The sequence below is a fragment of the Peribacillus sp. FW305-BF15 genome (assembly GCF_058783805.1).
Map to the genome: position 1 here is coordinate 290,757 of NZ_JBYSYV010000001.1, position 13,107 is coordinate 303,863.

The window sequence follows — 13,107 nt, forward strand, 5'->3', positions numbered from 1 at the left end:
CCCCTATTTTGATTGATAATTACTTAAAGTACATTATAAAACATATGTTCCCTCATTACAAATTCCTCATTAAACATGCAATAAATACTATCCATTCTAATTAGAAAACCATTGCTTTTGCTTTGTACTTGACGCCTGGAAGTTTCGGTTTCAAGTTTCAAGAAAAACTGTTGAACCTCTTCTGCATTTTGATCCTTTAAGTCCAAAAAAGTATACCCATTTCAGGAGCTGAAATGGGTAACCCTGATTAAATCGAATACTGGACGTGTAAGTTTGTGACTGCAATTTTATTTAATGCGTGCTCTACAAATATTCCTGCCACTAGCTATACACAACAGGAATCGCTAATTTATAATAGGATGAAATCATGTTATTAATATATATAAATTCAGTATTGGTTAGGAGAAAAGCCATGCAAAATAAGCTTAGTATAGGAGAAATGGCGAAGTTGCGAGGTGTAACCGTAGATACGTTGCGTCATTACGATAAAATTGGATTGCTAAAGCCTTTTCATATTGACCCCGAAACTGGCTATCGTTATTACTCCATTTCCCAGTATGAGGTTCTCGGAACGATCAAAGAGTTAAGGAGCATCGGGTTTTCCTTAGAAGAAATCAAGCAGTTTCTTACGGATCGCAATGTCAAAAAGTCGGTTCAATCACTTCAAAAATCAATGGCTAATATACAGGAAGAAATTAAGAAATTGCAAGGTATCCATAATATTTTGATGACACGATTATACAATATTGAACATTTCACAAACAGTTACAGGAATTCGGATATCGTGATAAAACAATTTGAAGAACGGGAATACATCCAACTAGACAGATCGGTAGCTTGGACGGATACAGAAAATCTTTATTTTGGATATTTGGAGCTCGAAAACAAGATTGGTGGAATCATCCCTGCTTTGGCAAGCAATAAATTTGGAGATTTCATAAAGAAAGAGTATATTGATGAAATTCGTCAATCATCTGACTTTTCCGCTAACCTAAGTGACTATCAATCTCAATCATTCATTCTTGTTCAGGGTGAGGAGTCAGAGCAACCAACCAAAAAAATTGAAAAAGGGCTATTTTTATGTTCCTATTATGGAGGACTTACAAGGGAGAAAATGCTAACCCAGCTAAAAAAGCAACTCCATTATTGTGATACTCATGACTATATTATTACCGGTGACGCCTTTCGAATTATGCAGGTTGACGTTTCTCTGACCGATCAATATGATGAAGCTTATTATGAAATACAAATTCCGATTCAAGAAAAAGTAACAAGTAAACAGCCTTCGAAATGAAAGCATTATCATTTCGAAGGCTGTTTTTTTGTATCGCAACTGTTTACTCTCGTGTTAGACGAGACTTTATAATGGATTTATACATAATGAATGGAGTGATGCATTCCTAAATGAAAACAGCAAACCATTATTTTGAAAAATCATTTTGATCTAAGGAGTGATACCTTTTATTAAAAAGTGTGACATCAAAAAGACAAGGCCACGTTGTTCCTTGCATTATGCTACTCTTCTTTACCAACTCCTCTGTGCGGCCGATTGGAGGACAGGCAATTATGAAAAAATGGTTATAAGCATTCAGTCAGAGCTCAAGTTGTATCCGTTTACAAGTAGTTACTATTTATATTGGTTATCCTTAAATGAATCCAGACAAATAACCTTTCCATTGACTGAATTTACGGAATTTTAAATTAAATAATCCGAATAATCCGCTTATTCACTATGTGCACATTAATGAATGCGTACGATCGTTATTAAAAAATTCACAAGGAGGATTGATTAATGGAAAATATGAATTCACCAACTCTTAAACGTACTCTTACTTTGAAGTATGTCGTCTTTTTCGGATTGGCTTTCATGGCTCCAAAAACGTTTTTCTCAACTTATGGGGTTGCTGTAGACAGCACCAGCGGGATGATGCCAACGGCTTATGCCATTGCTTTAGTTGTCATGTTATTTACAGCATATAGCTATGCCCAATTAGTGAAAGCGTTCCCAAAAGCAGGAGCCGCATATACGTTTACGCAAAAATCTATAAGTCCACATATAGGGTTTATCGTTGGTTGGACAATCATCATTGATTATATATTTAGCCCGATGATCAGCGCCCTAATCGTCGGAATTTCATTGAAAGCTTATTTTCCATCCATTCCGATGTTTGTTTGGATCATTTTATTTATTGTGATTATTACTGCTGTCAACATCCTTGGCATTAAATTAGCAGCGAAACTTAATACGTATATGCTTTTCTTGCAATTTTTATTGTTTGCACTATTTTTTATTTTGTCCATTAAAGGTCTTCTTGAAGGAAAAGGAACAGGGACATTATTTTCCACCGTTCCCTTTTATGATCCTGAAATTAGCTCACCGGCTCTACTATCTGTTATCCCAATTCTTTGTTTTAGCTTTTTAGGCTTTGATGCAGTAACTACTCTGTCAGAGGAGACGAAGGATCCTACGAGAACGTTGCCAAAAGCGATCTATTTCATAACGATGATTGGTGGATTTTTATTTATCACAAGTTCTTATTTTGCACAACTAATTTTTCCGGATTTCCATTCTTTCACTAGCCCTGAATCCGCCTATTTAGAGATCGCGATGTATATCGGCGGAAACAGTTTTGTGAGCTTCTTTGTGGCAGTGGGGCTAACTTCCACCACAGCTTCAGCCGTGGCATCGGGAACGAGCGCCTCTCGTATTTTGTATGCGATGGGAAGGGAAAATGTATTGCCGAAAAAAATCTTCGGCTATCTATCACCGAAATACCGGACACCTGTGTTCAATATTTTACTCATTGGCGGGATTGCATTAAGCGCTCTTTTCTTAAATCTAACAACAGCTGTATCACTAATTAGTTTTGGTGCGTTATTTGCCTTTTTCTTTGTGAATCTTTCAGTTGTTTCTTACTATTTTTTCCAAAAGAAACAGAGATCTTTTAAAGGAACGATTCAATATTTGATTATCCCGCTTACTGGTGCAGCACTAATTGGATTGTTTTTCATAAATCTAGATAAACATTCACTAATACTAGGTGGAACTTGGCTTCTTATCGGATTTATTTATCTATTAAACTTAACGAAAATGTTTAGGCAGCCGCCTCCTGAGCTTGCCTTTGAGGAAGCTTAATAATAGAGCTATAAAAGAAGGGAATGATTGATGATGAGTCAACAAGTAGCTGACGTAATTATATCAAGTAATACTGTATTTACAGGTCTTTCCGACCAACCTGAACCCGCCTCCATTGCAATTAAGGACAACAAAATTGTTGCGATTGGTACTGAGGAAGAAATTAAACACTACGCTGGTGAGCACACGAAAATCTATCAGTTTAAAGACCAATTAATTATGCCGGGATTCCATGATTTCCACCTTCATATCATGCAAGGTGCCGTTGCCCTCAATAGTGTCAATCTGTTCGCCGCTCGCTCAGAAGATGAAGCGCTGGAAATGATTGGCGAATTCGCCGAATCAAAACCGGAAAATCAATGGGTAATCGGATTTACTTGGGATGCAGGTTATTGGGATACACAACAATTACCGACTCGCCATTCATTGGATCATATTCTTCCAGACCGTCCGGCACTCATGTTTCACGCTGAAGGCCATTATGCATGGGTGAATACGAAAGCTTTGGAGATTGCTAATATTACTCGTCATTCGGAAAATCCTTTCTATGGCATTATAGGAAAAGATGAAAGTGGAGAACCCAATGGTATTTTATATGAAAAAGCAATGGATGCGGTTATCCGCCATGCCTTTAATTTTTCAAATTCACAAAAAAATGAAATCTTCTCCAATTTCTTGGCACACGCAGCAAGCTTAGGGGTGACCGCTGTCAATGACTTACATGGTTTAAAGACAATAGAATCACTAGATGTTTTCAAAGAATTCGAAGACAACGGTAAATTAACAACGCGGATTCATTTATGGCCTGCATTAAATGGTGATCTTGGGCACTCCAAACAATTGCGAGAGACATATCAATCGGATAAACTCCGTGTGTCGGGACTTAAACAATTTATCGATGGTGTCATTACCGCCCGTACAGCTTATCTACTTGAGCCTTATGCGGATCAACCAGAAACACGCGGTGAGACGTCTTTCCTTCCTGAAACGATCAAAAAATGGGTCGTTGCTGCAGATAAAGAGGGCTTCAGCATTCGTTTTCATGCGATTGGAGATGGAGCAATCCGTCTTGCCTTAGATGCCTATGAGGAAGCGCAAAAGACAAATGGTAAACGAGATTCACGACATTCCGTCGAACACATTGAAGTTATTCATCCAGATGATATTCATCGTTTTAGTGAACTGGGTGTTACGGTCTCAATGCAGCCAGATCACTTAGCGATGTCTGAAAGAGGTGTTTACACCGAACAAGTTGGTGCTGAACGAGAAAAGTATGTCTTCTCGATTAATACTTTGCAAAAAACCGGTGCGAAACTGGCTTTTGGAACGGACTTCCCAATTGATATTTTGAATCCGCTCCTCCAAATTTATCGTGCGGTAACGAGAATCGACAGCAGCGGAAAAACGGTATGGCATCCACATGAGTGCATCACACTTGCCGAAGCATTGAAAGCTTATACCAGTGGCCCAGCCTACGGTACATTTAGAGAGCAGGAATTAGGGACATTGGAAGCAGGTAAACTTGCTGATATTATCGTCTTGGAACGAAATCTCTTTGAAGTGCTTGTGGAAGAAATACCAGATATAAAGGTACTGTTAACAATGGTTGACGGTCAAGTAGTTTATGATTATGCCGGCACTTTAGTATGATAAGTAAACGATTCGGAAAAAGATGATCAAACAGCGGATGTACATCTTTGCCAACAAACGTTTTACTTTATATGGTACTTATTATTTTTGAGAAATTTAAACAAACGGATACTGACCATTCTATGGAAATAAAACCGCAGAATCAGTATGGTATTGGAATAAAGAATGACTATGATGCAGCCATTTAAATAGGGGGACTGATATATGAATAATTCAAACTCACCAACTCTTAAACGTTCACTTCCATTAAAATATGTTGTGTTTTTTGGTTTGGCCTTTATGGCCCCAACTACTTTGTTTTCAACATATGGAGTTGCTGTTCATAGCACGAACGGGATGATCACTACTGCTTATATCGTTGCCTTTATCGTTATGTTATTTACAGCCTACAGCTATGCGCAAATGGTCAAAGCCTTTCCAAATGCGGGTGCAGCCTATACGTTTACGCAAAAATCCCTAAGTCCTCACATTGGTTTTCTCGTAGGTTGGACAATTATACTGGATTATATGTTCAGTCCAATGATCAGTGCTCTATTGTTAGGAATTGCAATGAAAGCCTATTTCCCTATAATTCCTATGTACGTCTGGATTATTCTCTTTATCGTCACGGTTACGATTATAAATATTCTCGGTATTAAGGTAGCGGCTAAGCTTAATATGGGGCTTCTATTCTTGCAATTCGGAACACTTGCGTTGTTCATCATTTTTTCAATAAAGGGGCTTTTAAATGGTCAAGGTGCAGGAACGCTTTTTTCGATCCTCCCGTTTATTGATTCAAATATAAATATGCCGGGCTTCATGTCCATAATCCCTATTTTATGCTTTTCCTTTTTAGGGTTTGATGCAGTAACAACTCTTTCTGAAGAAACGAAAAACCCGCGAAAATCCATACCTAGGGCCATTTATCTTGTAACAATCATTGGTGGATTATATTATTTTATCGGTTCGTACTTTTTACAGCTTGTCTGGCCTGACTACCAATCATTTAAAGCCCCGGAAGCTGCTTATATGGAAATTGCAATGTATATCGGGGGTAACTTTTTGATAAGTTATATGCTTGCTGAAGGAATCATGTCAAGTTTTTCATCAGCTATTGCGGCAGGGACAAGTGCTTCACGTATTTTATTTGCAATGGGACGTGAACGTGTACTTCCTGCCAAAATATTTGGATATCTTTCTCCTAAATATCGTACACCTGTCTTTAACATATTAATTATAGGAGGCGTTGCTCTAAGCGCGCTTTTCTTAAGTCTTACAACTGCCGTATCTCTTATAAATTTTGGTGCATTATTCGCTTTTACTTTCGTTAATCTTTCGGTTATCGCTCACTATTATTTCCGAAAAAAGCAGCGTTCCTTAATGGGGACCATTCGGTACCTTATCATTCCGTTAATTGGTGCTTCTCTTACAGGTTTCTTTTGGATAAAGTTAGACATCTATTCGTTAATACTGGGAGGAACTTGGTTTGCCATCGGATTTGTGTACCTTCTTAACCTTACAAAAATGTTTAGACAGCCGCCTCCTGAGCTTGCCATTGAACAAGCTTAAAAATAGAAGCTATTCTATAGAATTGAAAGGAATGATAGATAATGAATCAACAACCAGCTGATGTAATTATTTCAAGTAATGCTGTATTTACAGGACTTTCTGACCAACCGGAGCCCGCCTCAATTGCGATTAAGGACAATAAAATCATTGCGGTTGGTTCTGAAGAGGAGGTTAAACCTTATTCAGGGGAGAATACCAAAATTCATCAATTTAATGACCAATTAATTCTACCGGGTTTTCATGATTTCCATCTTCACATGATGGATGGGGCTGTTTCGATGAATAGTGCCAATTTATTCCCAGCCCGTTCAGAAGAAGAAGCGTTGGAAATGATTCGTGAATTTGCCGAATCACGCCCGCAAGATCCTTGGATAATCGGCGCTTCATGGGATGCAGGATATTGGGATACGCAGCAATTACCGAATCGGTCTTCATTGGACCGCATTCTCCCCGACCGTCCGGTACTTATGTTTCACGCCGAAGGTCATTACGCATGGGTAAATTCAAAGGCACTTGAAATCGCTAATATTACCCGTCATACGGAAAACCCTTCGTATGGAATGATTGGAAAAGACGAAAATGGGGAACCTAATGGACTTTTATACGAAAAAGCAATGGACGCGGTTATCCTCCATGCCTATGATTTTACAAAAGAACAAAAGAGAGAACTTTTCACTAATTTCCTTACTCATGCGGCTGGTTTAGGAGTAACATCCGTCCACGACTTATTTGCAATAGAAGCATTGGAAAAGCTTAATGATTATGATGTTTTCAAAGAATTTGAAGACAATGGAGATTTAACTGCCCGTATTCATTTATGGCCAGCTTTAAATGGCAATCTTGAACGTGTCAAAAAATTACGAGATACGTATCAATCGGACAAACTTCGTGTGTCAGGACTTAAACAATTTATCGATGGCGTCATTACAGCCCGTACCGCTTATTTACTTGAACCTTATGCTGATCAACCGAATACACGAGGTGAATCATCGTTCCCTCCAGAAACAATCAAAAAATGGGTCGCTGATGCTGATAAAGAAGGCTTCAGCATTCGTTTTCATGCAATTGGCGACGGAGCGATTCGCCTTGCTTTAGATGCCTATGAGGAAGCGCAAAAGACAAACGGTAAACGAGATTCGCGTCATTCTATTGAACACATTGAAGTGATCCACCCTGATGATATTCATCGTTTCAAAGAGCTAGGCGTGACCGCTTCAATGCAGCCGGATCACTTTGCGATGTCTGAAAGAGGTGTTTATACCGAGCGGATTGGTACAGAACGAGAAAAGTATGTTTTCTCGATTAATACACTGCAAGAAGCCGGAGCGAAATTGGCATTCGGAACGGACTTCCCAATCGATACCCTTGATCCGCTTCTGCAAATCTATCGGGCAGTAACGAGAATCGACAGCAGCGGAAAAACGGTATGGCATCCACATGAGCGCATCACACTTGCCGAAGCATTGAAAGCTTATACAGCCGGATCAGCTTATGGTTCCTTTAGGGAGAAGGAATTGGGAACATTAGAAGTAGGAAAACTTGCTGATATCGTAGTATTAGAACAAAATCTCTTTGAAATACCAGTAGAAGAAATTCCCAATACAAAGGTACAGCTAACGATCGTTGATGGGAAAGTTGTTTTTGATCAAACGACGTCTTTAATCGAAAAGTAACATTAAAGGAGGATTCTACAAATGTAGAATCCTCTCAGACTGTAGACAAACTCAAAATCGAGTTTGTCCTTTTTTATGGCTTGCACAATTTGGACGTTGATTGGAACGTAGGGCACTCGCTTTCCGCGGGCGGTCCGCCCTCGGCTTTCGCCTGTGGGGTCTCACCTAGACGCGCTTTTCTAAGCAGGAGTCTCGTACACCCGCTCCAATCAACTTTGACTTACCTTTTAGATAGAACACTTTTCCCTACAGTCTTTTTTGTTTCAGGCTATTTTCACATACTTTGTTGCTATTTACCAGGTAGTGAGTTGTGGTTGATTTCCCCTCCAGATGCTCGCTTTCCGCGGGGCGGGCGGTGAGCCTCCTCGGCGTAAACGCTTGTGGGGTCTCACCTGTCCCGCTGCTCCCGCAGGAGTCTCGCACTTCCGCTCCAATCAACCTTAAATAGTTTCGTTTTAAAAACATCAATCTTTACGAAAAGAGCCTTGTTTTAAAATAAATCTATTAAAAACTTGGGGTGATGAGGATGCTTTCGGAACATCATTCTATTCAACGAGATCAACTTGAAATGATTACTTTAGACCAACCAACTGGTGCCGGCGAACCAGTTGGTTCGTAAAATCTCAATTAAAGAGAGACGTATTGGCGTATAGCGATGAAGCACCGCCAGAGTGAACAAATAGAATGTTATCCTCCGGCTTAAAGGTGCCTTTTTGTATTAAATCGATGAGTCCCGCTGCGGCTTTCCCCGTATATACCGGATCCAGCAGTATCCCTTCCGTTCTTGCCATTAGCTTGACTGCTTCCACCATTTCAGGTGTAGGCAAAGCATAACCCGGGCCGACATACTCATCAAAACACGTAACAGCCTCACGAGGAATTGAATTCGGAATGCCGATATGTGTTAAAGTTTCCTTAACAAGCTGAAAAACTTTCTCTTCTTGTTCAGCTTTCCCTCTGCTTACGTTTATTCCAATTACCGATACTCCACTGTGATTTCCATGAAATCCTGCCACCAAACCAGCATGCATTCCTCCACTGCCGCTTACACAAATAACTGCTTTCAAATCAATTCCTTGCTCAAAGGACTGGGCCAAGATCTCCTGAGCACATGCAACGTATCCCGTCGCACCAATGACATTGGATCCCCCAACCGGGATGATGTAAGGTTGATGTCCTTTCTCTGTCACCTCTTTAGCCACTTTTTGCATTTCTTGCATTAAGTCAGCTCCATTAGACACTACTTTGATTTGTTCAGCGCCTAATAAATGGTAGAGAAAATAGTTACCGTTAAAATCCGGTTCAGAATTTGAAAGGCCCTCTTCCAACACAAGGATGCATTTCATTTTCTCTTTAACCGCAGCAGCTAGTGTCAAGCGGCAATGATTTGATTGAATGCCTCCACATGTAATCAATGTATCCGCGCCTTTGTCCAATGCATCGGCAACAAGGAATTCCAGTTTCCTTGTTTTATTTCCGCCTGCCGTCAGACCAAGCATATCGTCTCGTTTAACGTAAATGGATGGGCCCCCAAGAACTTCAGAAAAATGATCCAGTCTCTCAACTGGTGTATATGTCGGTGTATATCGTTTCCTGGGAAATTGTGCTAAGTTCATTAATAACTCCTCCCGCTTCCTCTATGTATATTAAACGAAAGAAAATATCAATCTGATATTCTCTTTCGTTTAAAATAAGCTTCGATTTCAATCATAGCATCTTTATGTAATCGAGCAACATGAATCTCCCTTCTAGCATGGTTATCTCTAAAAAAGAATTTTCATATACATCATTCGTCAGGGCAAAATGATATCAAAACCTACTATTAGTGCTTCCGCTTATTCTATGACCACCTTTTTTCCCAAAAAGTATCAGGAAGCTTCCCAGTTACAGCATATATAAAGGCTACCTGGAATTTTTTATCTTGCCAAAGGTCCGATAGCCTAGTGAGCGTCTTTAGTAGTAATAGTGTCATCCATCCCATTGAATTGTATTAATAAAAAGTATGAAGCATTGAAATGGACATCACTCATTTTTAAAATAAATATACTTGTATATTTTTAGAAAAGAGCGCCATGGAAACCAATCATTATCTTTATATTCAAATTAAATAGAACATTATTATTCTAAGCCCTTAAGGGAAGCTATATTTTTGTTATTAAAAATGCAATCATTGAAGGGTATTATTACTGTGAAGGAATGACGGAAGAGGAGTTAAAAAAACTGGTATGGGCAACAGATAAACTGCAACAAGAAATAAAAAAAATGACCGAATAGCGGCAAGTCGTACAAACATCGAATTTCACCGCTTATTATATTCCAACTCGAGAAATAACTTTCTCCAAAAAACTACAGATCCATCATGGTTTCTTTTCGAATCCTTTTTATCGGCCCGTAATGAGGAATTACATTGGTGGATAAATCTTGGTATGAGGAACGAAACAACGAGCACTTACAGTTAATCCAGGCCATTCGTGACAAAGTTGTAGAAAAAGCAATAAAGGTCAATACGATCCATATTGATGTTAAATTCTTCACTTTTTTATTCGAACCGTACAAGGCCATGGTTGAAGTCCCCTTCCCGACCATTGCCTTGTATGCTTTTTACGGTTGCGCTTCTAGGTAGTTATTCAGCTGATCAGGTGGGAAAATGGCTAGGTTTTTCGATTGAATGACCCCTGGGGTTCTTATTCCTAATTATGTAAGTTCCAATTGCCCGGACAATCATCCATACACCTTTTGATGATCAATGGTTACTTGTTTACTCATCGTAACGTTCCAGCAATTCAATAATCACTTTAAAGGTCGCTTTTGTATCCATATAGGCATAGCGGCCTTTTCCGTTAAAAAAGTTTCCTGTCTGTATGACCGGATAGCCCATTTCTTCCAGCATCTTCATTTTAGCCTCCATGTCTTTAACGACAAAAGAGATATGGTGAACACCCTCACCATATGTTTCTAGATGATCTTTCCACGTACTGTGTGATTCGTCCGGCTCGATCAATTCAATTTGAATTAACGGAGTATTGATGAACATATATTTTGATTTGCCTTCAGTGGGCTTCCCTTTGTAAATCACGTTTGTAATATCGGATGAACCAGAATGGATGATGGGAGGTTTTTCAACACCCAACAACTTACTATATGCATCTGCAGCCGCATCTAGGTCTTTGACAACAAACGCAAGCTGTTCCACTTTGTTAGTCCCTAGTAGCGGCTGAATGCTGTCATTTTCCGGTCTTTCCCATGCCGTTACTCTTGGCTCCGCACTTTCAAGCAGTTCAACTAACGTTTTGTGATCATCTAGTGTATCCACATATACATATCGGCCGTCACTTGAAGTGAATTCACCCGTTTGCAAAGCTGGGTAACCATTTTTCTCCATGATTGGCAGCCTCTTTTGGATAGAGTCCACATCAAAAGCTATATGGTGGATCCCTTCACCTACTTCATCCAGGAACTCACGCATCGTTCCTGGATTTTTATCGGGTTCTATTAGTTCAAATTGGACGGTCGGTGTATTCAGGAAAGCCAGTTTGGATTGCGATTCCGTTGGTACACCTCTAAAAGTGACTTTCGATACAGAACTGTCACCAGTTAGAAATGGTTCTGCCTTCTTAATGCCCAGCAGTCTTGTAAAAGCTAGATTAGCAGCTTCAATATCTTTTACAACAAATGCGAGTTGATTAATATTCCTATTGCCCAATAGTGATTCAGCCATACTAATAAACCTACTTCCCATAGTTTATTTTATTATGAACTCAACCCAGTCCGCGAACGGACAACCCTCCATCACTGGAGATGACTTCACCGGTAATAGCACGCGCTGCGTCTGATGCCAATAGGACATATGCAGCTACATGATCTTCGGGCAGCTGTGCAAGCTGAAGAGGGTTTCTTTTTTTTATGCTATTTGCCTTCGTTTCATTATCCACGATTTTAACGAATGGACGTAGGGGAGGAATGACCGATAATGCGGTCAGAGTGCCACCAGGCGCTACAGCATTAACCCTGATGTTGGGAGCGAGTTCAAAGGCAAGTTGGCGCATCAGCCCTATTTGGGCATGCTTGCTTGCTGTGTACCACACCCCGCCGCCATCCGGATAAAAACTGGCACCGGATACGGTGAAAATAATATTTCCATTCGATTTTTGCAGTTCTTCAAGAGCGGCTTTAGCACCGAAAAATGATCCTTTAACGTTAATATCGATCAGAAAATCATATGCATCGGAAAGTGCATCGGGAGTTACGTCGGCAAATTTAGCAAATCCATCAAAGACTCCTGCATTGGCAACGAAAACATCCAGCTTTCCAAATTGCTCGACAGTGGCCTGGACAGCCCTCTCATTGTCTTCATATTTGCTTACATCGCCTTGGTTAATGAGAATCTCTTCACCAAATTCCGCTTTCATTTTCTTTAGCGTTTCTATCGAGCGGCCGATGATGCTGACTTTTGCCCCTTCTTGTATGAAACGTCTAGTGACAGCCTCCCCGATACCTGAATTGCCACCGGTAATCAGCACTACTTTATCCTTTAACGCCATTGCCATTGTAACCAACCTCCTCTTTTTAACCAAGTCAATATTATACGAAGATAGCAAGATTTCTGGTATTTATCGTTGATTGATCAACAATGAATATTCGTTTGGAAAGTTTCCATTTACCTTCTTCGAAAACGAATTCATCATTTCGTTCCCCCGAAATCAGATCATGTTGAATATCCGTGCTGCGGCTACGATAGATGAGCAGGTAGCTCTTGACGACTGCCTTTTCACCTTCAACATAGTCTTTAACACGTACATTTGAGACAAAACGCCGTGTTCTTGATGGCGGTATTTCCGCCCATGCATAATCCGTTTTCAAACGATCCACTCGCAGTTTCAGCAGCTCAATATCATCATTAAATGTAAACATGTCCGTTGAATAATCCGGGCGTTCCACCCCTTCTTTATTAACACGTACAGGCATTTGATAGCGTAAACTCGAGTGCATTAAATCGAACCAATCATCAAATTCAATATCATCCAGTAATTGAGCTTCATCATACAGCCATTGTTCAAATTGACATTTGAGCAACATTTTCTCCACATTCATTTCCCTTAC

Annotated in this window: 10 protein-coding genes; 6 read left to right on the forward strand and 4 right to left on the reverse strand. The window is 39.9% G+C overall.

Annotated elements, in window-relative coordinates:
* Window positions 1–412 precede the first annotated feature (412 nt).
* From AC3WLU_RS01345 to AC3WLU_RS01365, 5 genes are all read left to right on the forward strand, one after another.
* On the forward strand, window positions 413–1,294 hold the full coding sequence (locus AC3WLU_RS01345; protein WP_063576346.1) for a MerR family transcriptional regulator: 882 nt from the start codon (window positions 413–415) through the stop codon (window positions 1,292–1,294).
* A 498-nt stretch (window positions 1,295–1,792) separates the two neighbouring features.
* A complete protein-coding gene (locus AC3WLU_RS01350) occupies window positions 1,793–3,136 on the forward strand; it encodes an APC family permease (protein ID WP_492596643.1) in 1,344 nt (447 codons plus the stop codon).
* A 33-nt stretch (window positions 3,137–3,169) separates the two neighbouring features.
* Entirely contained in the window at window positions 3,170–4,786 is a 1,617-nt protein-coding gene (locus AC3WLU_RS01355; protein WP_492596668.1) for an amidohydrolase, read from the forward strand.
* Between the two features lie 204 nt (window positions 4,787–4,990).
* Window positions 4,991–6,334, forward strand: coding sequence for an APC family permease (locus AC3WLU_RS01360; RefSeq protein WP_492596644.1), 1,344 nt, complete (start codon window positions 4,991–4,993; stop codon window positions 6,332–6,334).
* 41 nt (window positions 6,335–6,375) lie between these two features.
* Window positions 6,376–8,007, forward strand: a complete 1,632-nt coding sequence (locus AC3WLU_RS01365; protein ID WP_492596645.1) for an amidohydrolase — start codon at window positions 6,376–6,378, stop codon at window positions 8,005–8,007.
* Between the two features lie 623 nt (window positions 8,008–8,630).
* Here the strand turns inward: AC3WLU_RS01365 and cuyA are convergent.
* The gene (gene cuyA, locus AC3WLU_RS01370) at window positions 8,631–9,623 is read right to left on the reverse strand and encodes a D-cysteate sulfo-lyase (protein WP_063576350.1); all 993 of its coding nucleotides are present in this window, start codon (window positions 9,621–9,623) and stop codon (window positions 8,631–8,633) included.
* Between the two features lie 791 nt (window positions 9,624–10,414).
* Here cuyA and AC3WLU_RS01375 point away from each other — a divergent pair.
* Complete coding sequence (locus AC3WLU_RS01375) at window positions 10,415–10,630, forward strand: hypothetical protein (RefSeq protein ID WP_413002852.1); 216 nt, start codon at window positions 10,415–10,417, stop codon at window positions 10,628–10,630.
* Window positions 10,631–10,765: 135 nt separating this feature from the next.
* Here AC3WLU_RS01375 and AC3WLU_RS01380 read toward each other — a convergent pair whose 3' ends face one another.
* From AC3WLU_RS01380 to AC3WLU_RS01390, 3 genes are read right to left on the reverse strand one after another with little or no spacing between them, the layout of a single operon-like run.
* On the reverse strand, window positions 10,766–11,725 hold the full coding sequence (locus tag AC3WLU_RS01380; RefSeq protein WP_492596646.1) for a VOC family protein: 960 nt from the start codon (window positions 11,723–11,725) through the stop codon (window positions 10,766–10,768).
* Between the two features lie 40 nt (window positions 11,726–11,765).
* Complete coding sequence (locus tag AC3WLU_RS01385) at window positions 11,766–12,554, reverse strand: SDR family NAD(P)-dependent oxidoreductase (RefSeq protein ID WP_222619771.1); 789 nt, start codon at window positions 12,552–12,554, stop codon at window positions 11,766–11,768.
* Between the two features lie 34 nt (window positions 12,555–12,588).
* Window positions 12,589–13,098, reverse strand: coding sequence for an aromatic-ring-hydroxylating dioxygenase subunit beta (locus AC3WLU_RS01390; protein WP_413002847.1), 510 nt, complete (start codon window positions 13,096–13,098; stop codon window positions 12,589–12,591).
* Between the last annotated feature and the right edge of the window lie 9 nt (window positions 13,099–13,107).